Origin of the sequence: Promicromonospora citrea (assembly GCF_013004695.1) — a bacterium.
In the GTDB taxonomy this organism is placed as follows: domain Bacteria; phylum Actinomycetota; class Actinomycetes; order Actinomycetales; family Cellulomonadaceae; genus Promicromonospora; species Promicromonospora citrea.
The window spans coordinates 1-22,996 of sequence record NZ_JABEMG010000078.1 but is presented as its reverse complement, the minus strand read 5'-3'; the positions used below and the strand labels follow the sequence as shown (position 1 = coordinate 22,996).

Sequence of the window (22,996 nt, the reverse complement as noted above, 5' to 3'; positions counted from 1 at the left end):
GCGCGATCAGCAAGTACAACGCCCGCGGCCCCGCGATCGACCACAAGACCTACCCGATACAGGTAACTCTCACGACCGACCGCGAGATCTTGACACCAACCTCAACGCCCTAACTTCCCGGCATTGGTTCTAGTCTAGTTCTGTGCCACTGACAATCCCGCCAGACCTGCTCCCCGCCGACGGCCGATTCGGCTCGGGCCCGTCCAAGGTACGTCCCGGCCAGGTCGATCGTCTCGTGGCGAACGCGCACGTGCTCGGCACCTCCCACCGGCGCCCGCCGGTCAAGGACCTCGTGCGGCGCATCCGCGAGGGCGTCGCGGAGCTCCTCGGCGCGCCCGACGGGTACGAGGTGGCGCTCGGCAACGGCGGCTCGACGGCGTTCTGGGACGTCGCGACGCTGTGCCTCGTGGAGCGCAGGGCGCAGCACGCCGCGTTCGGTGAGTTCGGCGGCAAGTTCGCCGCCGCCACGTCGCGCGCGCCGTTCCTCGAGCCCTCCCAGGTGATCACGGCCGAGCCGGGCACGGTGGCCTACCTCGAGCCGGCGGACGACGTCGACACCTACGCCACCCCGCACAACGAGACCTCGACGGGGGCGATGGCACCCGTGACCCGCCCGGCCAGGCCGGAGGGCGCCGTCGTGCTCACCGACGCGACGTCGGGCGCCGGCGCCCTGCCGGTCGACCTGCACCAGACCGACGTCTACTACTTCGCACCGCAGAAGGCGTTCGCGGCCGACGGCGGGCTGTGGCTCGCCGTCCTCTCCCCCGCGGCGGTCGAGCGCGCGGAGCGGGTCGAGGCCTCGGGGCGGTGGGTGCCGGAGTTCCTCTCGCTCACGACGGCGGTCGCCAACTCGCGGCAGGACCAGACGCTCAACACGCCCGCCGTCGCGACGCTGCTGCTCCTGGCGGACCAGGTCGAGTGGCTGCTCGCGCAGGGCGGGCTGGAGTGGTCGGCGAAGCGGTGCGCGACGTCGGCCGAGACCCTGTACACGTGGGCCGCGCAGCGTGCGTGGGCGACACCGTTCGTCGCGGACCCGCGCGAGCGGTCCACGGTCGTCGGCACGATCGACCTCGCCGACGAGGTGTCGGTCGACCGGGTCGTCGCCGAGCTCGGCGCCAACGGCGTGCACGACGTCTTCGCGTACCGGAAGCTGGGTCGTAACCAGCTCCGCGTCGGCATGTACCCCGCCGTGGAGCCCGACGACGTCGCGGCGCTCACCGCGTGCGTCGACTACGTCGTCGACCATCTCTGAGGCGTTGACCAGGACGATCACGTCCGCAATATCCGTTCGGCGCCCGCTTCGCCGTATTGTCCGAGGAACCGGAACTCTGTAACGTTTCCGCAACAGAGGGAACCATTCGAGGGGCTGTTCAACACCATGCCAGTGATCGACCACTTCACATTCGGGATCGTGACGCCTCTGCTGGCGTACGCGATCTCGTGCACCGGCGCGGCGACAGGCCTTGCCTGCACGTCCCGCGCCCGAGGGGCTTCGGGCGGTGCACGCGCGGCATGGCTCGTCTTCGGCGCCATCGCCATCGGTGGCACCGGCATCTGGGTGATGCACTTCGTCGCCATGCTGGGCTTCTCCGCGTCCGGTGTGACCATCCGGTACGACGTCCCCCAGACCCTGCTGAGCGCCGCCGTCGCGATCGTCGTCGTGGGCGCGGGCCTCTTCATCACCGAGCTGGGCAAGCGGCGCCTGCCCGCGATCCTCGTCGGCGGTGCCCTCGCGGGCGCCGGCGTCGCCGCCATGCACTACATGGGCATGGAGGCGATGAACATGTCGGCGGAGGTGCGGTACAACCCCGTCTTCGTCGTCGCGTCCGTCGTCATCGCCCTTGTCGCGGCCACGGCGGCGCTCTGGTGCACCGTCCACATCCGCGGCACGCTCGCCACGATCGTCGCCACCCTGGTGATGGGTATCGCGGTGACCGGCATGCACTACACGGGCATGGCCGGCGTCTCGGTGATCAACCCCGTGAACAGCGTGCCGGCGGGCGCGTCCACCATGCAGCTGCTCGTACCGCTCGTGATGGGCGTCAGCGTCGTCACGTTCCTCCTCATCCTCGGCATCGGGCTGTGGCCCACCGAGGAGGAGCTGCGCACCCAGGCCGAGTTCGAGAACCGGCTCAAGTCGCACTCCGAGCAGGGTGCCCGGTTCGACGCCGCCCCGCGCGAGGTGCCGGAGCTCCAGCCGCGCACCGGGCAGTTCGCGCAGCCGCAGCGCACGGCCTGACCTGCCGCCACGTCGCCGCCGGCGGCAGCGGCTCGAAGCGCCCGGTCCCCGTGGGGGCCGGGCGCTTCGCTGTGACCACACCCACGTACCGTTAGCCACGCTAATGATCTAGACTGCTGTAGATGACGTCGAGCTCCCGCACGCCCGGCCGGAACCCGGCCACCCTCGGGGGCGACCTGCGCGTCGCTCTCACCCGGATCTCTCGCCGCCTGCGCGCCGAGCGTGGCGAGGCAGACCTTCCGGAGGGCCAGTTCGGGATCCTGACCGTGCTGCAGAAGCACGGGGAGATGTCCCCCGGTTCGCTGGCGGAGCACGAACGGGTCAAGCCCCCCTCGATGACCCGGGCCGTGAACACGCTCGCGGAGCTCGGCCTCGTCGAGAAGGTGGAGCACGCGACCGACCGCCGTCAGGTCGTCGTCCGCCTCACCGCAGCAGGCGCCCGCGAGGTCGCCGAGACCAGGCGACGTCGCGACGCCTGGCTGACCCAGCAGCTGTCCACCCTGACCAGAGAGGAGAGAGAGATCCTTGCAGGAGCCAGCGAGCTCCTGATCCGGATCGCCGCTCGATGAGCGCAACCTTCGCCAGCCTGAAGTACCGCAACTACCGTCTGTGGTTCGCCAGCGCCCTCGTCGCCAACATCGGCACGTGGATGCAGCGCGTCGCACAGGACTGGGTCGTCCTCACCGTCCTGACCGACAACTCCGGTGTCGCCGTCGGCATCGTCACCGCCCTGCAGTTCATCCCGCACATCTTCCTGTCGGCGTGGGCCGGTCTGCTCGCCGACCGCGTCGACCGTCGCAAGCTCCTCATGATCACGCAGGGCGGCATGGGCGTCCTGGGCCTCGGGCTCGGTGCGCTGGTGCTGTCCGGCGCGGCCGAGCTGTGGCACGTCTACGTGTTCGCCGCGCTCCTCGGTGTCGTGAGCGCCGTCGACGGACCGGTGCGCCAGACCTTCGTCGCCCAGCTCGTACCGAGCCAGCGGCTGGCCAACGCCGTCGGCCTGAACTCGACGAACTTCAACGCCGCCCGCCTCATCGGCCCGGGCCTGGCCGGCCTGCTCATCGCGGCCGTCGGCACCGGCTGGGTGTTCGTCATCAACGGCATCGCGTTCGGTGCCGTCATCCTCTCGCTCACCCGCATGCGGGACCTGCACGCGCTGCCGACCGCGTCCCGCGCCAAGGGGCAGATCCGCGAGGGCCTCACCTACATCCGCGAGCGCAGCGACATCGTCGTGATCATGGTCGTCATGGGCGTGGTGTCGATGCTGGGCCTCAACTTCCAGCTCACCTCGGCCATGATGGCGCGCGTCGAGTTCGGCCGCGGCGCCGGCGAGTACGGCGTCCTCGGGTCGGTCCTGGCGATCGGCTCGCTGGCCGGGGCGCTCCTGGCGGCCCGCCGGGAGCGGCCGCGCGTGCGGCTCGTGCTCGGCGCGGCGTTCGCGTTCGCGATCTCGATGGGCATCCAGGCGGTCATGCCGACCTACACGGGCTACCTGCTCATGTGCATCCCGGTGGGCTTCGCGTCGCTGACCATGCTGACCTCGGCGAACGCCGCGATCCAGCTCTCGGTCGCGCCGGAGGTGCGCGGTCGCGTCATGTCGATCTACATGATGGTGCTGCTCGGCACCACGCCGCTGGGCTCCCCGGTCGTCGGCTGGATCGGCGAGACCTTCGGCCCGCGGTACGCCGTCGGCATCGGGGCGCTGGCGACGTTCGTGGTCGCCGCCGTCGCGACGGTCTGGGCCTACCGCACCTGGCACGTCCGCGTCAGCGCCCGCCTCTCGCGCGCGCACCGCATCCCGCGCCCGTACCTCCAGGTGACGTACCCGGAGCCGACCCAGGAGCCGACGAAGCAGGCGCTGGCGGCGTAGGCCGCGCGCGGACCCACGCGCTCCGCCCGCCCGCGCCCACCCAGTCATCGTGCCCAGATCTCCCCGGATTTCTGGGCACGATGACTGGGTGGGCGCGGCGGTGTCGGGAGCGGCCGAGGGGCCCACAGCGGGGGTGTGCGCGGGGTTGTCCACAGATCGGGGCTCGGGGGTGTGATCCCGGTCGCGCGGCTGGTGGAGTGGTGGCGTGCCCATCTCCTCCGACGTCCCGGCGGCCGCCGTGCGCCTCGCTCGGCGCCAGGCCGGGCTGCTGTCCGTCCTCCAGTGCGAGGAGCTCGGCATCGGGCGGGACGTGCGACGTCGGATGGTGCGCCAGGGGCGCTGGTCCAGCCCTGCGCGCGGCGTCGTGGACACGGACCCCGTGCCGCTGGACCGCCGCGTCCGGGACGACTGGTTCCGGCATGCCGCGTGGTGGCGCACCTGGTTCGCCCTGCTCGTGCACGGGCCCGACGCCGTCGCGACGGGCTGCTGCGCGCTCGTCCTGCACGGCGTCGCCGGCCTGCCCCGCGACTACCCGCTCGAGGTCGCGCGCGAGGACGGCTCGCCGCGACGGACCCGGTACGGCGTCCCCGTGGTGCAGTACAAGCCGTTTCCCGTGGTGTCCCGGAGCGGGCGGGCGGTCGCCCGTCTGGATCACGCCGCCGCCCAGGCGCTGCCGCGACTGCCCCGGCAGAACGCGCTCGCCGTGCTGGACGACCTCGCACGCTCGCACGGGTTCGACCCGGACCGGCTGGCGGCCCTGCACGAGCTGGTCGGACGACGGCGCGGCGCCGCCCGGCTGCACGAGCTGTTCCCGCTGGTCGACCCGCGTTCCGAGTCACCAGCCGAGTCGTTCGCGCGGCTCTCCTGCATCGACAACGGCGTCCCACCGGACGGCGTCCAGGCGGCGATCTCGTACCGAGGCCGGATCATCGCCCGCGTCGACTTCCTGTGGCGGCTGCCGGACGGGCGCTACCTGGTGGTGGAGATCGACGGGCTCGGACCGCACAGCACGCCGCAGGCGCTGGTCCGCGACGCCCCTCGGCAGAACCAGCTGCTCGCGACGGGCCGCGTGATCATGCTGCGCTTCAAGCCCGCCGACAACACCCGCCCGGGCGGCATCGGCAAGGAGGTCGCGGCGACTCTGGATGCCCACGGCTGGGAGCGTCCCAGCCTCGCAACGCGCCGACCCAGTCATCATGCCCAGATCCACCCGGGATCCTGGGCACGATGACTGGGTCGGCGGAGAACGGACCTCGGCCGCGACCTCAGAGGCCGAACGCCGAGCGGATCGGGCCCAGGAGGAAGTACGCGACGAACAGCACCGCGGCGACCCACAGCAGCGGGTGCACCTTGTGCGCCTTGCGGACGGCGACCTTGAGCAGCACGTACGAGATGACGCCCGCGCCGATGCCCACGGTGATCGAGTACGCGAACGGCATGAGCACCATCGTGAGGAACGCCGGGATGGCGACCTCGAGGTCGGTCCAGTCGATGCCGGTCACCTGGACCACCATGAGGAAGCCGACGATCACGAGCGCGGGCGTCGCCGCCTCGTGCGGCACGACGGTGACCAGCGGCGACAGGAACGTCGTGAGCAGGAACGCGATGCCGGTCGTCACCGCGGCGAGACCCGTGCGGGCGCCGTCGCCGACGCCGGACGCCGACTCGACGTACGCCGTGTTGGACGACACCGAGCCCACGCCACCGCCGACGGCGGCCAGCGAGTCGACCACGAGGATCTGCGTGGTGCGGGGCGGGTTGCCCTTCTCGTCGAGCAGCTTCGCCTCGCCGCCGATCGCGACCATCGTGCCCATCGTGTCGAAGAAGTCGGCGATGAGCAGCGTGAACACCAGCAGGATCACGGCCACGGGGCCGATCGCCTCGAACGACCCGAGCAGCGAGAACTGGCCGATCAGCGAGAAGTCGGGCAGCTGCACCACGGAGTCGGGCAGCGCGGGGACGTTCAGCGCCCAGCCGCCCGGGTTGTCGTCCCCGCGCGCACCGACGTTCCCGACGGCCTCGACGATCACCGCGAGCACGGTCGAGGCCACGATCGCGATGAGGATGCCGCCGCGCACCTTGCGCACGACGAGCACGGCCGCGAGCAGCACGCCGAAGGCGAAGACGAGCAGCGGCCAGGCGCCGAGCGAGCCGCCCATGCCGAGCTCCGTGGGCGTCGCCAGCGAGGCGGGGATGCGCACGAACCCGGCGTCGTACACGCCGATGAACGTGATGAACAGGCCGATGCCCACGCTGATCGCGATCTTCAGCTCGCGCGGTACCGCCCGGAACACCGCCTCGCGGAAGCCGGTCACCACGAGGATGAGGATGACCAGGCCCTCCATGACGACGATGCCCATGGCGTCGGCCCAGGTCATGCCCGGGAGCGCCGCCACGGAGAACGCGACGACGGCGTTCAGGCCGAGCCCTGCGGCGAGCGCGAGCGGGAAGTTCGCGACGACGCCCATGAGGATCGACATGACGCCGGCCACGAGCGCCGTCGCCGCGGCGATGGCGGTGAGGTCGCCGCCGTCGGTGCCGCCGCCGAGGAACTGTCCCGTGCCGTCCGCCACGTTGCCCAGGATGAGTGGGTTGAGCACGACGATGTAGCTCATCGTGAAGAAGGTGACGAGCCCGCCGCGCACCTCCGTCCACACCGTGGAACCGCGTTCGCTGATCTTGAAGAACCGGTCGACGGCGCCGCGCGCCTGCGCCTGGTCGTGAGCCATGCTCCGATGCTCCTCTTCGTTACCCGTTGTCGCCCGACGTGCCGCGGGCGGCGGCGGTGAGCATCTGCTCGACCGACGCGACCTGGCTGAGCACGTAGTCCCTGCTGAGGTGGTGGTAGTCCATGTACACGGGGTGCCGGAGGTCGCCCACGCGACACCTCGTGTCGTCGCAGGTCTCGGACCAGACCCCGTCCCAGGTGGTCACACCGTACGTGGCCCATATTTCGGCGCTGATACGCGGCAGGTCACCGTTCGAGGTCTCGGCGTAGTCGCGGCTCACGCTGCAGTCACCGAGGCCGGGCCACGGGCGGGTCAGGCACTCGAGCGGGTCCAGCCCGAGCTTGGGGTTGTCCTCGATCGCCACGACGGTGGGGACCAGCTCGGTGAGGCGGTCGAACAGCTCGTCGTTCGCGGTCTCCCACACGTCGAGCGCGGCCTGGCCGTGCACGCGCGTGCCGTCGTCGCGCTGGATGCGGCCGCCGTAGATCTGGGCCTGGCCGACGACGACGGCGTCGGGCCGCAGGTCCTCCACGAGGCGCAGGGACCCCTCCTGGAAGGTGGTGCACGAGCCGCGCTCGCTGGGCTGCACCACCGGGACCTCCGCGGCGGGGCACCCGTGACGCCAGCGGACGGCGAGCCGCAGGCCGGCGTCCTTCGCCGCGGCGTCGAAGGCGGGGATCCACTGCATGGCGTGCGAGTCGCCGAGGAGCATCACGGTGGTCGAGGCGTCGACGTCGCCCAGCAGGCAGACCTCGAGGTCCGACGCGGTGCGGGTCTTCGCGTCGCACCCGTAGGAGGGGGCGACCCGGGTCGCGGCGGCCGTGGCGTACGGCTCGCGCTCGAGCACGGCGGCGCCCGCGACGCGCGTCGTGACGGTCAGGCCGCCCACGACCAGGCCGATGACGAGGGTGACGACGGCGGTGCGCCGCCAGGTCCGCAGCGCCGGGCTGAAACGGACCGGGTTCTCCACCCAGCGGTACGTCGCCACAGCGGCGCCCAGCGCTGCGAGGGAGGCGAGCACCTTGACCCAGACGGCGTCGTCCTGCACGGCGGCGGTCGTGAGCACCACGAACGGCCAGTGCCACAGGTACCAGGAGTAGGAGACGTCGCCGAACCGCTGCATCAGCCGCAGGCCGAGCACCCGGTCCACCCACGTGGCCGACGCCGGGACGCTGCCCGCCGCGAGCACCAGCAGCGCGCCGCCCACGGGCAGCAGCGCGACCGTGCCGGGGAACGGGTCCGTCTCCTTGACGACCGCGAAGGACAGCGCCAGCAGCACGACGCCCGCGGTGCCGAGCAGGGCGCGCAGCAGGGCCGGCCGCACCCGGGCGGACCCGGCGAGCCGGTCCCAGGGCAGCGTCGCGACGAGGGCGGCGCCCGCGAACTCCCACGCGCGGGTCGGCAGCACGTAGAACGCCCAGTCGGGGACGGCCGCCGTCAGCCAGACCGAGACCGCGAGGGACACGACGAACGTGCCGGCGAACAGCAGCCGCAGCGTGCGCAGGGCGGGCACGCGCCGGCGCCGCGCGATGCCGACCGCGAGCAGCACCAGCAGCGGCCAGAAGAGATAGAACTGCTCCTCGATGCCCAGCGACCAGGTGTGCAGGAAGGGGCTCGGGGTGACGGAGTCGGAGAAGTAGTTCTGTCCCTGGTACGGGAACAGCAGGTTCGACACGAACAGCATCGAGGCGGCCCCGTGCGCCGCGAGCCTGCCCCACACGAGCGGTGACAGCAGGACGACACAGGCCAGCAGCGTCGCCGCGACGACCAGCGCCAGCGCGGGGACGAGGCGCCGCATGCGCCGTGTCCAGAAGGCGACGAGGTCCACGGTGCCGCTCCGGTCGACCTCCCGCAGGAGCAGCGAGCTGATGAGGTAGCCGGAGATGACGTAGAAGACGTCGACGCCCGTGAACCCGCCGGGGACCGCGATGCCCGCGTGGTACACCACGACCGCGAGCACCGCGACGGCACGCAGGCCGTTGATGTCGGTACGGAACGCGTGCCCCGCGCCGGGCGCGTGGCCTGCGGGCTGCTCGACGGCGGCGGTCGTCGCCTGCGCCATGGTTCTCCTGTCGTGCTGGACGGGGTGGGCGGCTCACACCCTAACCGGCATGCGGCGTCGTGCCGGAGCCGGGTCCGCGTCGTCGTCGCGGGCCGGTGACCAGCCGGTGCTCAGCCCGTGAAGACGTGCGAGCAGACCAGCACGGGGGCGTCGTCCGCGCCGCCGTCGCGCACGCACCCGATCGCCCCGCGCAGCAGGCCCGCGCTCACCAGGTTGTCCCGGTGCGTCGGCGAGTCGAGCCACGCCTGCACGACGTCCTGCGGGGGCCGAGCCGTGCGGCTGAGGTTCTCCGCGGCGACCGTGCCCCCCGGGCAGCGGCGCTGGACGGGCGGCAGCGGGGCGTGCACCAGCTCGGGCTCGCCGACGAGCGCGGCCGCCCGGTCCCGCGCGACCGCGGCGAGGCAGTCGTCGTGCTGCAGCGGCGCGACGTCGAGCTGCGCGCGGGTGGCGTTGACGCCGTCCTCGAGCGCGGCGGCGTACCGGCCGGTGTCGGTGAGGTCGATCGTCGCGGACGGCGTCCACGTGGCACGCGGGGCGGCCGCGGGGTCGGCGTCCCGGGGCGCGGCCGACCCCGTGCAGCCGGCGAGCAGGGTCGCGGCCGCGACGAGCAGCCCCGCGAGGCGGGCCGGGACGTGGTGCACGACGACGATTCGACACCGCCCCCCGCCCGCCCACAACCGGAACGCCGGTCCGCCCCGGCCGAGTGCAGAGTTCCGTACGGGCCGGGCGGGGTCGACGGGACCACACTCTGCACTTGCCGGGCGGCTAGCGTCCGGGCGGCTCGCGTCCGGGCGGCTCGCGTCCGGGCGGTGAGCGGCGTGCGGTCAGGCCAGGAAGACGTGGGCGCAGATCATCACCGGGGCCGCCGCCGAGCCGCCGTCCGTGACGCACGCGATCGCGCCGCGCGTGAGATCGCCGTTGAGGATGTTGGCGCGGTGCCCCGGCGAGTCCATCCAGCCCTGGGCCGCCTCCGCGGGGGACCAGCCGCCCTTGGCGAGGTTCTCGGCGACGGCGCTGGTGGGGCACCGGTCGAAGATCGGGCCGAGGGGCGCGTGCGCGAGCTCCTTGCCGACGAGGTCCCGCGCGCGCTCCAGCGCGACGTCGTACGCGCAGGTGTCATGGGTCAGCGCGGCCAGGCCGTTCGCCGTGCGGTGCCCGTTGACGGCGTCCTCGAGCGCGGCGGCGTACCCGACGGGGTCGGTCAGGTCAGGGGCACCGGACCCGCCGCCCGCACCCGCACCACCGCCCGCACCGCCACCCGACCCGGACCCGTCGCCTCCCGTACCGGACCCCGGTCCGTTCCCCGGGGCAGGCGCACGGTCCCCGCCCCGCGACGCCGAGCCGGCGGGCGTCTTCTCGTCGTCCGGGCCGGGCGCGGGCCGCACGTCGACGGCGGAGGCCTCGACCGGGTGCTCGCCCGTGATCGCACCGACCGACGTGGCCTGCGGGGACGGCGCCGGCTCCGCGGGCGCGGCGACCCCGATCACGCCGGGCGCGACCCCGGGGGCCGGCATCGGCTCCGCGCCGGGCGCGAGCAGGCCCGCGCACGCGGCGAGGCAGGCGACCGCACCGAGTCCGCCGGCGGCGCGCACGGCACGCCCCACCGCCCCGCGCGGGGCGAGACCTCGGCGGGTCACGGACGACGTCGTGCGGCGTGCTGGGGACACAACCGCGGACAATACCGACGATCACGACGATGCGGAATGCCTTGGCGCGCGCGGGGACGGCGGCCCGGACACGATGGTGGCTGACCTGCGACCCCGAGGAGACGGCCCTGTCCACCGACCACCACGACCCCACCGTCACGCGGCGCCAGGCGCTGCGGATCGGCGGGATCGCGCTCGGCGCCTCCGCCCTCGCCGCCGGCGGGCTGCTCGCCTGGGACGCGGTCCGGGACCGCGCGCACCCGCTCGCGGGCGTGCGCCGACGCTGGCTCGCGCGCCTGACGGGCGGTCCTGTCCGGGAGGTCGACGCCGACGCCGAGGGCCTGCTGGACCGGCTCGGGCGGGGCGGCCGGTGGACCGACCTCGCGCTGGCCGACCGTGAGCAGAGGGTCGCCCTGCGGATCAGCGCCGAGCGGCTGCGCCGGGTGGCCCGCGCGTACGCGACGCCCGGGTCGCGGCACGAGCACGACCCCCGCCTGCGGGACCTGCTCCTGGAGCACCTCGACCGGCTGCACGCGGACTACGCCCGGTGGCCGGACGGGTCGGGCAACTGGTGGGACCGCGAGGTCGGCGTCCCGCTCCAGCTCACGGCGGCGTCGCTGCTGCTGTACGACGACCTCGGCGACGACCGGCTGCACCGCTGGATGACGACGGTCCACGAGCGCACGCCCGCGCCGTCGTACACGGCGGCCAACCGGGCCTGGACCGGGCGCGTGGTGGTCGAGCGTGCCCTGCTCCTCGACGACCCGGACGCGCTGGTCGCGGGGTTGCGGGGCATGACGCCGGCCTGGCGTCCGGTGCGCGAGGGCGACGGCGTCCGTCCCGACGGCTCGTTCCTGCAGCACGACGTGCACCCCTACTCCGGCGGGTACGGGCTGTCGCTGCTCACGTCGGCGGCGTCGGTGCTCGCGCTGCTGCACGGCACGCCGTGGCAGGCCCCTGCCGACGCGGTCGACGACCTGGTGCGGTGGGTCGACCAGGGTCTCGCCCCCTGGCTGCACGACGGCGCGGTGCTCGCCCCGGTGCGCGGGCGCAACGTGGCCCGGGCATCGGTGGGCGACGGCGCGGCGGCGCGCACCGCGGCGTCGGCCCTGCGGCTGCTGGCCCGCGCGGTGGACGACGAGGACGCACAGCGGCTGACCGGCCTGGCCGCGTGGGTGTCGCCCGACACGGACGGCGGCGTCCCGCCGCCCGTGGGCACGCGGGTCTTCCCGGCGATGGACCGCGTGGTGCACCGGCGGCCCGGGTTCGTGCTGGCGCTGGCGCTGTCCTCGTCGCGCGTCGCGGGCTACGAGTCGATCGGCGCCGAGAACCTGCACGGCTGGTACACCGGCAGCGGCGCGACCTTCCTCTACGACGGGCCGGGCTCCCCCTACGACGACCACTTCTGGCCCACCGTCGACGCCACCCGGGTCCCCGGCACGACCGTCGCCCGGGGCACGCCTGCCGACGCGGCCGGGGCGGGCACCCGGCCCCGCACGCACTGGGCGGGCGGAGCCGCGCTCGGCAGCCTGGCCGCGATCGGCATGGCGTTCGACCACCCGCCGGCCGAGGGGACGGCCCCCGTGCGCGGACGGAAGTCGTGGTTCCTGCTCGACGACGAGGTCGTCGCGCTCGGCGCGGGCATCGCCTCGGCGGCGGGGCGGCCGGTCGAGACGGTCGTGGACAACCGCCGGCTGGCCGACCCGGCGCAGCGGCTGCTCGTCGACGGCTGGGCGGTGCCGCGCGACGCCGCCGCGCCGACCGCCGTCGACGACGCCCGCTGGGCGCACCTCTCCGCGCCCGGCTCCGCCACCGGCGTCGGCTACGTGTTCCGCCCGGGTCAGCGCGTGCGGCTGCTCCGCGAGCGCCGCACGGGCCGCTGGTCGGACATCAACCGCAGCGCGCCGCACCGCGACGCCACGGTGCGCACGAACGGCTTCGCGACCGTCTGGCTGGAGCACGGCACCGACCCCGCCGACGGGCGGTACGGGTACGTGCTGCTGCCGGGCACGACGGCGCAGGAGGTCGCGGCCCGGGCGGCGGCGCCGCGCACCGAGGTGCTGGCCGACTCGCCCGCGGTCCAGGCGGTGCGGCGGGGCGGCACGGTGGCGCTGAACGTCTGGCAGGAGCGGGCCCCCGAGACGGGCGGGGTGCGGTGCGACCGGCCGGCCGCCGTCCTCGTGGTCGAGGAGGAGGGACGGCTGACGGTCGCGCTGGCGGACCCGACGCAGCGTCTCGACCGTGACCTGCGGGTCATGATCGCGCGGTCGGCCCGGGGCGTCGCCGCCACCCACGACCGGGTCCGGGTCGAGCGGCACTCCCCCGCCATCACCCTCGTCGCCGACCTGCGCGGCGCGCGCGGCGCGACGGTCACCGCGACGTTCGACCTGTGAGCCGGCGGGGCACCGTCCGGGAGCGCGGCGTCACGCCCACAGGTCCAGCGGGAACGCCGCGAGCAGCGCGTCGGCGTCCCACGCGGGCGGGGGCGCGCCGCCCAGCTCGACCGCCTCGTCCACGGACGCCGCCACGCGCACCTCGGCCCGGCCCGTGCCCGCGTAGTAGTCGTGGTACTTGTGCATGGGCTCGGCCGACGGCGGCACGAGCCGCGCGGGGATGCCGAACGACTCGGCGAGCACGATCCCGTGCAGCGACGTCGCCACGACGAGGTCGCACCGCGCGATCTGCCCGACGACGGCGTGCAGCTCCCCCTGCGGCGCGATGACCCGTGGGTCCGCGCGGTGGCGGTGCACGTCGTGCAGGTTGGGCACGAACCCGACCGACCGCCACGGGCCGTCGGCGTAGGCCTCCCGGGGCCAGAACCGGCCCCACAGCAGCGCCGGGTCCCCGAACACGGCCGGCACCGCGACGCCCGCCTCGCGCAGCAGCCGGTGCGTGAGGGGTCCGCGCACCGCCCGCACGTCGAGGTCCAGGCCGGGCGGCAGGTCGGCCTCCTTGCCGTTGACCCCGCTGCCCCAGACGACGTCGCCCGGCCCCGCGAGGTGCAGGATCGAGCCGACGGTGAGCAGCCGCCGGGCGGCGCCCCGCGCGGGGTCGACGCCGTGCTCGGCGAGCAGGCGCGCGACGAGCGCGGGGCCGAGCAGGTCGCCGACGTTGTTCACCCGGCGGCGCACGGGGACGAGCCGGCCGAGCCGCCCGGGCACGACGGGCCGCAGCGGGTTCCAGTGCACCACCTCGACGGTCATGCCCGGACCACCGCCCCGCGGACGCGCCGGGCGAGCGGACCGGCGGCCCGGCGCCCGAACGCGAGCGCGCTCTCGGCGGCGGCCCGCGGTCCGACGGCGGACCAGAGCGCCGCCGTCGTGCGCCGCACCGGGGGCAGGCCGTAGCACGCGGCGAAGTCGGCGTCGAGCGGGCGGGCGAGCCCGCGCAGGCGCTTGCCGGAGTGGTTCTCGCCGGTGTCCACGTGGTAGACCGCGCCGCGGAACGGCAGGGGCTCGAGCACCCGGCCCTGGTGCCGCGCGAACCACTCGACCGCGTGCCGGTGGGCGCCGAGCACGTGCTCGAGCCGGTCGCCGAACCCGGCGACGACCTCGTCCTGCGAGGCGGTCTCGTCGAGGTGGTCCGGCACGCCGTAGGCGTCGTACGGGACGACGAGGCACGTGCCGCACGTGCGGTGGAAGGCCGGCTGCCTGCGGTACGCCGACCGCGCGCCCGAGTACACCCAGCCCTCGTCGACCACCCAGCCCGGGTGCCCGCGGTGGCGGGCCGTGAAGGCGGCGAGGTCGCGGTGCACGAAGTCGTCGGCGTCGACGACCATGACGTGGTCGGGCGCGGCCTCGCGTGCGGCGAGCAGCCCGACGCCGATCTTGCTGCCCTTGTCCCGGACGAACCGCGCGCGGTCGGCGTGCGGGCCGTCGACGGCCCGCGGGGGCGGGAAACCGACGGGCACGAACCGCACCCGCTCGGGCAGCGCGAACGCGGGCTCCTGGTTGCCGACGACGAGCACCAGGTACTCGTCGCTCGTCTGCGCCGTGAGCGAGCCGAGCGTCGTGCGCAGCAGCTCCTCGACCCGCCCGTAGTCGGCGGCGTTGCGCGGGTGCCGCAGCGAGGTGACGAACGCGAGCATCACGCCGCCCACAGCCGCGCGGCCAGCTCGCGCGCCTCGTCGAGGTCGGCGGCCAGGACGGCGCCCCACACCGCTACCCCGACGGCGACGGCGAGCCACGGTCCGCCGTCGGGCAGGAGGCGGACGACGAGCGCGGCGCACGCCGCGGCGGCCCCGTGGCTCACGAACGCCCGCACGCCGTTGCCGAACAGCGCGCGGGCGGGGGCGCCCGCCACCCGCCCCACCCACCACAGCCCGAGCGGCCAGACGACGGCGGTCGACGCCGCGTACCCCAGCGCCGCCCCGGTCATGCCGAACCAGCTGCCCCCGGCGACCGCGAGCACGACGACGGGCCGGGTGGCCAGCGTGAAGCGCAGCAGCGCCCCGGTGCGCCCCGCCGACTGCAGCACCCAGCCCGGCGCGAACCCCGCGGCCTCGAGCACGCCGCCGATCGCGAGGACGGCGAGCGCGGGCGCGGCCGCCGCCCAGCGGGCCCCGAGCACGATCTCGACGACGGGCCCGGCGAGCGCGGACGCGAGCGCGAGGGCGGGCACGATCGTGTGCAGCAGCACCGTCTGCCCGGCCAGCAGGTAGGCGCGGTACCGCGCGGCGTCGTCCTGCACGCGGGACAGCACGGGCAGGGCCACGCGGTTGGCGGGCCAGGTGACCTGCCGGATCGGGAGCGCCATGAGCTGGTACACGCGGCTGTACAGGCCGGCCACGCCGGCGCCGAAGCGCACGCCGAGGATCACGGTGTCGATGTTGCGGGTCGCGTACCCGAGGAGCTGGGCGCCCAGCAGGTTCGACCCGTAGCGCACGAACGGCCGCACGGACACGTCACGCCGCGGCAGGCCGGGCACCCAGCGGGCGGCCAGGACGAGACCCGCCGACATCACGCTCGCCGCGACGAGCTGCTGCACCACGAGCGCCCAGTAGCCGCCGCCCGCGAGGGCCACGACGACGGCGGCGCACAGGCCCGCCGCGGGCCCCACGACGTCGGCGACGGCGGCGGCCCCGAGCCGCAGGCCGCGCACGAGGCTCGCGCGGTGCTGGGTCGCCAGGCTGTTGACGAGGAAGCTCAGCGACACCCAGCGGGTGACGTCCGCCAGCTCCGGCCGGCCGTAGAACGCGGCGACCAGCGGCGCGCACGCGATGCCCACCCCGGTCAGCACGGCGCCGACCACGGTGTTGAGCCAGAACAGGTTGTCCCGCTCGGCGTCCGACAGCGTGCGGGCCTGGATCGCGGCGTTCGCCAGGCCCGCGTCCCGCACCGTCTCCGCGACGCCGACCAGGGCCATGACCATGGCGAGGTAGCCGAACGCCTCGGGCTCGAGAAGCCGTGCGAGCACCACGAGGGAGACCGCCTGGACCGCGACCCTGAGCAGCTGCCCGCCCATCGTCACGGCGCCGCCGCGCGCGGCCTGGCGCCCGAGCGGCGTCGGGCCGGGCGCCACGGACGTGCCCGTCACGGCAGCCGGCCGACGGTGCGCGCGACCCGCCGGTACGCCTCGGCGTGCCGGATGCCCACGAGGTCCCAGTCGCGGTCGTCGAGGTGCGGGGGCACGCCGCGCTCCCGGACCAGGCGGGCGGCCGCGAGCGCCCGCAGCAGGTCGCCGCGCTGCAGCGTGCCGTCGAACATGATCACCCAGCCCTCGCCGACCTCGCGGGCGAGGGCGTCGGTGGCCTCGCTGCGCGGCACGAGCACGGGCCGGTCGAGCGAGAGGGCGAGCAGCGCCGCGCCGGAGTTGTGCATCTGCAGGTACGGCAGCACCACGAGCTCGGCGCGACGCACCTCGCGGGCGAGGTCGGCGTCGGGCACGAACTCGAGCCGGGCGGTGACGCGGGGGTCGGCGGCGGCGGCCCGGGCCACGTGGGCGGCGAGCGCGTCGTCCTGCGGCCTGCCCGCGATCGTGAGCCGCAGGCCCGGGTCCTGGATGCTCGCGAAGACCTCGAGCAGCCGCTCGATCCCCTTGTACCGGCGCACGAGCCCGAACTGCACGAGGCGGCCGGGCTCGGCGGCCGTGCCGGGGTCGGGCGGGAAGACGGAGCGGTAGTGGCCGTGCGGGATGGTGGCCGTGCGGACGCCGAGCGGCAGGGGGGTGGTGGGGTTGAGCCGGATCCACAGCTCGGTGCGGCGGGCGAGCGCGGCGAGGAAGGCGTGCTCGACGCGGTCGCCGGACTCGTGCGGCGTGAGGTTGTGGGCCGTGCGCACGACGGGCGTCTCGGTGAGCTCGATCCGCAGCAGGAGCAGCCAGGCGAGGAGGAGCTTGACGGCGCGCCCGAGCGCGGTGCGCTGCCGCACGAGGAACTCCGGCCAGTGCACGTGCAGCACGTCGTAGGAGCCGAAGATCGCCCGCCACCACGTGAAGGTGAGGATCCGGACGTCGGGCGTCGCGCTGCCGATCATGTGGTCGACGTACTGCGTGGTGCCGTCCGGCGGGGGCAGCACGTGCAGCACGCGGATCACGCCGCGGGCCAGGGGGTCGGGGGCGACGCGGCGGCGCGCGTCACCGCCCGCCCCCGTGCCTCGCTCCACAGGCCTCATGGTCCCGTCCGGCGCGGGGGACCGCATCTGGACCATCGCTGCGCGCCCCTCAGTACGCGCCGCTCGGCGCGATGATCTCGCGGGCGGTGCGCAGCATGATCCCGACGTCGCCGAGCAGGCTCCAGTTCTCGACGTAGTAGAGGTCGAGGCGGGTGCCCTGGTCGATCGACAGGTCGTTGCGGCCGCTCACCTGCCACAGCCCCGTGAGGCCCGGCTTGACGAGCAGCCGGCGGCGCAGCGCGTCGTCGTACTGCGCCACCTCCAGCGGCACCTGGGGCCGCGGGCCGACGAGGCTCATGTCGCCGCGCAGCACGTTGACGAGCTGGGGGAACTCGTCGAGCGAGTACGTGCGCAGGAACCGGCCGAGCGGCGTGACCCGCGGGTCGGCCTTGGGCTTGTAGAAGACGCCGACCTCGCCGTCGAGGACGTCGGCGAGGTCGGCCTCGGCGTCCTGCCGCATCGTGCGTAGCTTGTACAGCGTGAACGGGGCGCCGTTGAGGCCGATCCGCTGCTGCCGGAACAGGGCGGGCCCGGGGCTGGTCAGCCGCACGCACAGCCCGAGCACGAGCAGCGGCACGGCGACAACGAGCAGGAGGAGCGTCGCGACGACGAGGTCGAACACTCGCTTCACCGCGTGCTGCAGCCCGGTGTACCCCGGCGGGGACACCTGCACCACCGGCACGCCGTCGACGGGGGTGATGAGCAGCCGCGGGCTCGCGACGTCGGCCAGCGCGGGGACGACGACGAGCTCGGCGCCCGTGACCTCGAGGTCCCACGCGAGGCGCTTGAGCGTGGTGGGTGTCGCGCTGTCGGACGCCGTCACGGCCACGACGTCGGCGTCGATCGCCCGCGCGGCCTCCGCGGCGTCCTCGACCCGGCCGAGGACGGGCACGCCGTCGACGGGGGACGGGACGCCCGCCCCGCCGGGCAGGCACACGCCCACGACGACGAAGCCCGCCTCGTGCGCGCGCTCGACGCGGCGGCACAGGTCCAGCACCGCGTCCCGCGCGCCGACGACGAGGGTGCGTCGCCGGAACCGGCCCTGCGCGCGCTCGGCGTGCAGCCGGGTCGCGAGGACGCGCCGCCCGACCAGGAGCAGTGCCAGCCCGACCGGCAGCGTGACGGCGACGTACGAGCGCGCGAGGTCGAACTTCACGAGATAGCACACGACCGCGGCGAGCCCGAAGAGCGCGAGCGTGCCGCGGGCGACGCGCACGTACTCCTCGCGGCCCGAGCCGAGGATGCGGGGGCTGCGCGCCCCGGCGAGCCCGAGCGCGACGACCCAGGCCTCGGCGAGCGCGACGGAGATGAGCACGTACTGGCCGCCGCGGGGTTCGACGAGGTCGACCTGCACCTCGCGGTCGAAGCGCAGCACGTAGCCGAGGGCGACGGCGGCCACGACGGCGGCGAGGTCGGCCAGGAGCGCCCGGCGCGCGACGACGTCCTGCCAGGGCACGCCCGTCGGCCGGCGCGGCGTGGTGAGGGGGGCCGCGCGGCGGGCGGCCCGGTGGTCCAGCGGGGTGGTGAGCTCTGCTGCTTCGCGGTCGACGTGGTTACCGATGGTCACGGCAGCTCCTGGACGCGGGGTCACGCGGGTGGGGTGCGCGGGCGGCGGCACGCCGCGGGTCCTGACCGGGGAGGGTGAGGAGCCGCGGCGCGCCGCCTGTCCGGGACCGCTGGGGGTGGTCCGGCGGGTCAGTGCTGGCGGCGGGCCCGCACACGGGTCACGACGAGCGTCGTGACGCCGACGAGCAGCAGGGCGCCCGCCGCGGCGAGGTACGGGAGGCTCGTCGACCCGGTCGCCGCCAGGTTCCCGTCGTCGCCGGGTGCGTCACCGGCGCCGGCCGCGACGGCCGTGAGAGTGTACGTCTCGGACAGCGGGGTGCCGTCCGCGGCGAACACCTGCTCGGTGTAGTCACCGGGTGCCGAGACCGTCTCGGAGGCGGTGGCGGTCCCGTCCTCGTCGAGCACGAGCTCGACCGAGTCGGTGCCCGCCACGTCGACGTCCGAGCCCGCCCCCGCCGCCTGGCCGGCGAACGTGGTCTGCACGGTGACGGTGGTGGACGCCAGGTCGGTGCACGACACGGTGAGGTCGAACGGCTCACCGACCGTGACGGTCTGGCTCTCGAAGGTGATGACGCACGGGAATTCGCTGTAGTCGGTGTCCGCGTGGGCGGCACCGGCCGGTGCCAGCGCGGCCGCCGCGGCGATCGCGATGGCGCTGAACAAGCGTCGAAGCATGTGTTCCGTCCCCTGGATAGTGGGTTGAACCTGCACGTGATAGGTGCCTGGGCACCGGTCTGCGCGCCCGGCATATCCAGCTCGGTGACACGCCCAGGGGGAATCATTTCCCGAATGTCACCTTCACCGGCCTGGGGCCTGGTGTGGTGCGGACAATGACATCCCCGCCCTGGTGTTTCCCAGAGATGATGACATAGGTCACAGATGCTGTCTTGCCGGGATGAAGCTCTATGTCATCGAATACTCTCGACAATTCATCGTGCTTCTGCGGAGAAAACCCGATTTTCTCGGAGTTTTCGGACGCCGCGACGACTATTCCTCCCGCCGGTGCGTACACCACCGAGCGCAGGCGGATGCGGCCCGGCTCCTCCTCACCGCGGCCCACCACGTAGTCGGGCAGCCGGGCCGCCGCGCCCGGGTCGACGCGCGAGGAGTAGGTGACCGTGACGTCGAACCGGCGCGACCCGTCGGGCCGCCGCTCGCGCTCGACGACGTCGACGGCGGTGTCGAGGTAGTACCCGATCTTCGCCATCTGCAGCCCGTGCGTGAACACGCCGACGACGGGCCGGGAACCGTCCACCCCGCGCAGCCCGCCGCCGAGCACCGTGCCCTCGAGCAGCTCGGCCTCCGACCGCTCGGCCGACCACACGAGCAGCCGCCCCTCGCGGGCCGCGCCGGCGAGGGCCTCGACCATGCCTCCGGCCCGCCCGGCGCCCGACGACAGGGACGCGAACGCGGTCTCCGCGACGTCCGCGAAGATCCGGTCGGCGCCGGCAGGCGTCTCGGTGAGGTACACGCCGTTGATGAGGTACCCCACGAGGCCCGCACCCGCGAGCCGCCTGCCGGGCGTGACCTCGAGCGGGCCCGTGACCTGCAGCATCCCGGCGAGGGCCGCCGGGTCGACGGCGAGCACGCCGTCCACGGTCTGGCCCGTCTCGCGTGCCCACATGGCGCGCGCGATCTCCGCGGTGCGCGGGAAGTCCGGGGTCGCCGTCGCGTTCTGCAGCCAGCGGCCGACCTTGTCCCCGAAGACGGCCCGCTCGTCGTCGGTCAGCGGGGCGGCCGGCCGCGCGAAGGGGCCGACCTCGCTCGCGGGCATCTGCCGCGTGAGCTCGATGCGCCCCTCGTCGGCGTGCAGGACGAGCACCGTGCCGACGATGCCGCCCAGCGCGCGCGGCTCGGCGTTGTTCTGCACCAGCACGAGGTAGTCCCGCGGCCCCTCGGCACCGAGCATGGGAGGGATGAGCGCGGCGGCGCGGGCCGCCGTCGCCGTCGACGTGCGCAGGCCCCCGAGCTGCTGCTCGAGGTCGGCCACAGCTCGTCCGACCTGCGGCAGCATCAATGAGCCGCCGACCCGCCCGACCCGCTGCTGCGCGTCGCCGATGGCCTGGTCGGCCTGCGCGACGTCGGGGGCGACGCGCACGAGCGGCGCGAGGTCGATGCGGCCGTCGCGCGGCGCGAACGCCGCGGGGTCCGCCACCTGGACGACGGCGGCGAGCTGCGGCAACGCCCCCACGGCGAGCCCGTCGACCACGGCGGCCATGGTCGAGACCGCCTCGACCGTCGGCCCGACGCCCGGCAGCCGCCCCGCGAGCGACCAGTGCGGGCCGCTCGTCGCGTCCCTGGCCTCGGCGGCCTGGTGCTGCAGCCCGGCGACGCCCGCGTCGAGCCGGTCCGTGCGCCCCGCGACGGCGTCGGCGTGCAGCCGGGCCACACCCTGCGCCGCCTGCTCGAGCGCTGACCGTGCGCGTAGCGCGTCGACCACGACCCACGCGAGCACCAGCGCGAGCGCCGTGAGCAGCCCGGCGAGAGCCAGGAGCGCGACCTTGAGCACCCGGCGGCGCCGACGCGTCCAGAACGCCGGCCGCCGCAGCGGGGGCTTCTCCCACCGGGGCGCCGGCGGGTCGCCGCTCCTGCGCAGGGGCAGCACGGCGGCGCCCTGCCCGGGAACTGATTCCTGCGGTGTGTCGAAAGGGCTGTCGGGAACCCGGAGAACCGGTACGTCCGCCCACTTGTCGCCCCATCCAGGATGTGTCACCAGACCTCCTGACGGTGTGGTGCGCGACACGTTACCCGCGGAATTCCGGCCGGGCGCGCCGGAATTCAGCCGTTTGCATTTATCCCGCGAATTTCCATCCCTTTCGATCAACCTTTCCGGAAACCCAGGGAATATCCCGCGACATTCCGGATAGAATGCCGTCCACGCCCGTGCCGCCCCGAGAGAGGAACCCGTCATGACGTTCACCGTGCTCGCGGTCTGCACCGGCAACATCTGCCGGTCCCCCGCCGTCGAGACACTGCTGCGCCACGCCCTCGACGACTCGGTCGTGGTCGGCAGCGCGGGGACGGGCGCGCTCGTCGGCCACCCGGTCGCCGAGCCCATGGCCGCGCTGCTGGCCGACGACGGGTTCGCGCCCGACGGCTTCGCGGCCCGCCTGCTCACACCCGGCCTCGTCGAGCAGGCCGACCTCGTGCTCGCCCTCACCACGACCCACCGCGCCCGCGTGGTCGAGGTCGTGCCCGCCGCCGTGCGCCGCACCCTCACCCTGACCGAGCTCGGCAGGCTCGCCGGCACGCTGCCCGCCGGGGCCGTCACCGGGGCGGACGACGCCGCGCGGTTCGCCGCCCTGCTGCCCGCCGCCGTCGCCGAGCGCCCGCGCCATGCCGGGCGCCGGTACGACGACGACGTCGTCGACCCGTACGGCCGCTCCGCGGCGACCTACCGGCGCTCGTACGAGCAGATCCGCGAGGCGCTGACGCCGGTCGTGTCCGCGCTGCGGGCATGAGGGCGCTTTCACCCCCGCTCCGCCGGGCTTGACGAGGCCTTTTCCGTAGACTGGCGACGTGCCGACGATCCGAACCCTGCTGGCGCACCCGGAGCTGCGCCGGCCGAGCCCGCCTCCGCCGCGGGCCGACCTCTTCCGGGTGTTCGGCGCGGGCATCGGCCTGTTCGCGATCGGCCTGGTGGTGACGCTCGTGCTGCGGTTCGCCGCGGGCGGGAGCATGGCGTCGGTCGGGATCTGCGCGGCGGGGATGGCCCTCGGCGGGCTCGGCCTGCTCTGGGCGCGCAGGCACCGCTGACCCCGGCGGGCGCGCGCCGCCGGGGCCCGGTCAGGGCCAGGCGCGCTCGGCGTCCAGCCGTTCGGCGCGGGCCGGGTCGCGCAGCGCCGCCTCGAGCAGGAGCCTGTCGGCACCCGTGATCTCCGCGAGGGCGCGGGCCAGCCCCTCGGCCGACGCCGCGTGCGGCACCGCTGCCTCGTCCGTCCCGGACACCCACCACGCCACCGGCGTCCCCTCGACGGTCAGCTCGTCGTGGCGTCGCCAGGTCGCGGGGGCGTCCGGTACGAGCGCCCGCACCCGCTCGTCCAGCGCGGTCGGCACGCCCGGGGCGTCGGGCGTCACGCCGGGGTCGCCGTCGTAGGGCAGGTCGAGCAGGTCGGCGAGGTCCTCCGCGACGTCGGCCGGCGCGGGCACGACCGGGCCGAGCTGGGCCCAGCGTGGCGAGGAGGCGACCGCGAGGTCGTCCACGGCCTCGACCGTGACGCCGGCCGGCCCGAGGGCGGGCAGCCGCGCGGGGGTCAGCGGCCCCGCGTCCTCG

Annotated in this window: 19 protein-coding genes and 1 pseudogene; 8 read left to right on the top strand and 12 right to left on the bottom strand. The window is 74.7% G+C overall.

Features of this window, described 5'->3' with window-relative positions; genetic code table 11:
* Window positions 1-148 precede the first annotated feature (148 nt).
* The 5 genes from serC (at window position 149) to HLB15_RS15110 (ending at window position 5,340) form a co-directional block, all read left to right on the top strand.
* Window positions 149-1,252, top strand: a complete 1,104-nt coding sequence (serC, locus tag HLB15_RS15130; protein WP_212759919.1) for a phosphoserine transaminase — start codon at window positions 149-151, stop codon at window positions 1,250-1,252.
* 159 nt (window positions 1,253-1,411) lie between these two features.
* Window positions 1,412-2,239 carry an MHYT domain-containing protein gene (locus tag HLB15_RS15125; RefSeq protein ID WP_229785088.1) on the top strand — a complete coding sequence of 276 codons (828 nt, stop codon included), beginning with the start codon at window positions 1,412-1,414 and terminating at the stop codon, window positions 2,237-2,239.
* 122 nt (window positions 2,240-2,361) lie between these two features.
* A complete protein-coding gene (locus tag HLB15_RS15120) occupies window positions 2,362-2,808 on the top strand; it encodes a MarR family winged helix-turn-helix transcriptional regulator (protein ID WP_171106595.1) in 447 nt (148 codons plus the stop codon).
* Window positions 2,805-4,109 carry an MFS transporter gene (locus HLB15_RS15115; RefSeq protein ID WP_171106594.1) on the top strand — a complete coding sequence of 435 codons (1,305 nt, stop codon included), beginning with the start codon at window positions 2,805-2,807 and terminating at the stop codon, window positions 4,107-4,109. Before HLB15_RS15120 ends, HLB15_RS15115 begins: the two co-directional genes overlap by 4 nt.
* A 205-nt stretch (window positions 4,110-4,314) precedes the next feature.
* Window positions 4,315-5,340, top strand: a complete 1,026-nt coding sequence (locus HLB15_RS15110; protein ID WP_171106593.1) for a putative endonuclease domain-containing protein — start codon at window positions 4,315-4,317, stop codon at window positions 5,338-5,340.
* 34 nt (window positions 5,341-5,374) lie between these two features.
* On the opposite strand, the gene HLB15_RS15105 is transcribed toward HLB15_RS15110, so the two are convergent.
* From HLB15_RS15105 to HLB15_RS15090, 4 genes are all read right to left on the bottom strand, one after another.
* Window positions 5,375-6,838 carry an NCS2 family permease gene (locus HLB15_RS15105; RefSeq protein WP_171106592.1) on the bottom strand — a complete coding sequence of 488 codons (1,464 nt, stop codon included), beginning with the start codon at window positions 6,836-6,838 and terminating at the stop codon, window positions 5,375-5,377.
* A gap of 19 nt (window positions 6,839-6,857) precedes the next feature.
* Window positions 6,858-8,900: an acyltransferase family protein gene (locus tag HLB15_RS15100; RefSeq protein WP_171106591.1), complete on the bottom strand. Its 2,043-nt coding sequence runs from the start codon at window positions 8,898-8,900 to the stop codon at window positions 6,858-6,860.
* A gap of 110 nt (window positions 8,901-9,010) precedes the next feature.
* Window positions 9,011-9,541 (bottom strand): CAP domain-containing protein, encoded by a 531-nt coding sequence (locus HLB15_RS15095; protein WP_171106590.1) that lies wholly within the window; start codon window positions 9,539-9,541, stop codon window positions 9,011-9,013.
* A gap of 183 nt (window positions 9,542-9,724) precedes the next feature.
* Window positions 9,725-10,567, bottom strand: coding sequence for a CAP domain-containing protein (locus HLB15_RS15090; protein ID WP_171106589.1), 843 nt, complete (start codon window positions 10,565-10,567; stop codon window positions 9,725-9,727).
* Window positions 10,568-10,596: 29 nt separating this feature from the next.
* Here HLB15_RS15090 and HLB15_RS15085 point away from each other — a divergent pair, with 29 nt between their 5' ends.
* A complete protein-coding gene (locus tag HLB15_RS15085; protein WP_171106588.1) occupies window positions 10,597-12,939 on the top strand; it encodes a polysaccharide lyase 8 family protein in 2,343 nt (780 codons plus the stop codon).
* Between the two features lie 30 nt (window positions 12,940-12,969).
* On the opposite strand, the gene HLB15_RS15080 is transcribed toward HLB15_RS15085, so the two are convergent.
* The 7 genes from HLB15_RS15080 to HLB15_RS24855 all read right to left on the bottom strand — a co-directional run bounded on the left by HLB15_RS15080 (window position 12,970) and on the right by HLB15_RS24855 (window position 21,436).
* Window positions 12,970-13,749, bottom strand: coding sequence for a polysaccharide pyruvyl transferase family protein (locus tag HLB15_RS15080; protein WP_171106587.1), 780 nt, complete (start codon window positions 13,747-13,749; stop codon window positions 12,970-12,972).
* Window positions 13,746-14,633 carry a glycosyltransferase family A protein gene (locus HLB15_RS15075; protein ID WP_171106586.1) on the bottom strand — a complete coding sequence of 296 codons (888 nt, stop codon included), beginning with the start codon at window positions 14,631-14,633 and terminating at the stop codon, window positions 13,746-13,748. Before HLB15_RS15075 ends, HLB15_RS15080 begins: the two co-directional genes overlap by 4 nt.
* Complete coding sequence (locus HLB15_RS15070) at window positions 14,633-16,081, bottom strand: lipopolysaccharide biosynthesis protein (protein WP_171106585.1); 1,449 nt, start codon at window positions 16,079-16,081, stop codon at window positions 14,633-14,635. The genes HLB15_RS15075 and HLB15_RS15070 overlap by 1 nt, the downstream gene beginning before the upstream one ends.
* Window positions 16,078-17,148, bottom strand: coding sequence for a glycosyltransferase (locus HLB15_RS15065; protein ID WP_171106584.1), 1,071 nt, complete (start codon window positions 17,146-17,148; stop codon window positions 16,078-16,080). The genes HLB15_RS15070 and HLB15_RS15065 overlap by 4 nt, the downstream gene beginning before the upstream one ends.
* 58 nt (window positions 17,149-17,206) lie before the next feature.
* Window positions 17,207-18,724, bottom strand: coding sequence for a sugar transferase (locus HLB15_RS15060; protein WP_171106583.1), 1,518 nt, complete (start codon window positions 18,722-18,724; stop codon window positions 17,207-17,209).
* 128 nt (window positions 18,725-18,852) lie between these two features.
* Complete coding sequence (locus tag HLB15_RS15055; RefSeq protein WP_171106582.1) at window positions 18,853-19,386, bottom strand: hypothetical protein; 534 nt, start codon at window positions 19,384-19,386, stop codon at window positions 18,853-18,855.
* Between the two features lie 115 nt (window positions 19,387-19,501).
* The gene (locus tag HLB15_RS24855; protein ID WP_171106581.1) at window positions 19,502-21,436 is read right to left on the bottom strand and encodes a DUF4012 domain-containing protein; all 1,935 of its coding nucleotides are present in this window, start codon (window positions 21,434-21,436) and stop codon (window positions 19,502-19,504) included.
* Between the two features lie 196 nt (window positions 21,437-21,632).
* Between HLB15_RS24855 and HLB15_RS15045 the strand changes: the two genes are divergently transcribed.
* Both HLB15_RS15045 and HLB15_RS15040 read left to right on the top strand, forming a co-directional pair.
* Window positions 21,633-22,184, top strand: a complete 552-nt coding sequence (locus HLB15_RS15045) for an arsenate reductase/protein-tyrosine-phosphatase family protein (RefSeq protein WP_171106580.1) — start codon at window positions 21,633-21,635, stop codon at window positions 22,182-22,184.
* A 58-nt stretch (window positions 22,185-22,242) separates the two neighbouring features.
* Window positions 22,243-22,479, top strand: a complete 237-nt coding sequence (locus HLB15_RS15040) for a DUF2530 domain-containing protein (RefSeq protein WP_171106579.1) — start codon at window positions 22,243-22,245, stop codon at window positions 22,477-22,479.
* Window positions 22,480-22,509: 30 nt separating this feature from the next.
* On the opposite strand, the pseudogene HLB15_RS15035 reads toward HLB15_RS15040, so the two are convergent.
* Window positions 22,510-22,996: pseudogene (locus tag HLB15_RS15035) on the bottom strand (sacsin N-terminal ATP-binding-like domain-containing protein); the annotation flags it as partial.

Excerpts from the sequence above, each read along its gene's own strand:
- HLB15_RS15080 (WP_171106587.1), bottom strand. The coding sequence starts at position 13,749 with ATGACCGTCGAGGTGGTGCACTGGAACCCGCTGCGGCCCGTCGTGCCC.
- HLB15_RS15045 (WP_171106580.1), top strand. The coding sequence starts at position 21,633 with ATGACGTTCACCGTGCTCGCGGTCTGCACCGGCAACATCTGCCGGTCC.
- HLB15_RS15120 (WP_171106595.1), top strand. The coding sequence starts at position 2,362 with ATGACGTCGAGCTCCCGCACGCCCGGCCGGAACCCGGCCACCCTCGGG.
- HLB15_RS15075 (WP_171106586.1), bottom strand. The coding sequence starts at position 14,633 with ATGCTCGCGTTCGTCACCTCGCTGCGGCACCCGCGCAACGCCGCCGAC.
- HLB15_RS15105 (WP_171106592.1), bottom strand. The coding sequence starts at position 6,838 with ATGGCTCACGACCAGGCGCAGGCGCGCGGCGCCGTCGACCGGTTCTTC.
- HLB15_RS15115 (WP_171106594.1), top strand. The coding sequence starts at position 2,805 with ATGAGCGCAACCTTCGCCAGCCTGAAGTACCGCAACTACCGTCTGTGG.
- HLB15_RS15100 (WP_171106591.1), bottom strand. The coding sequence starts at position 8,900 with ATGGCGCAGGCGACGACCGCCGCCGTCGAGCAGCCCGCAGGCCACGCG.
- HLB15_RS15085 (WP_171106588.1), top strand. The coding sequence starts at position 10,597 with ATGCGGAATGCCTTGGCGCGCGCGGGGACGGCGGCCCGGACACGATGG.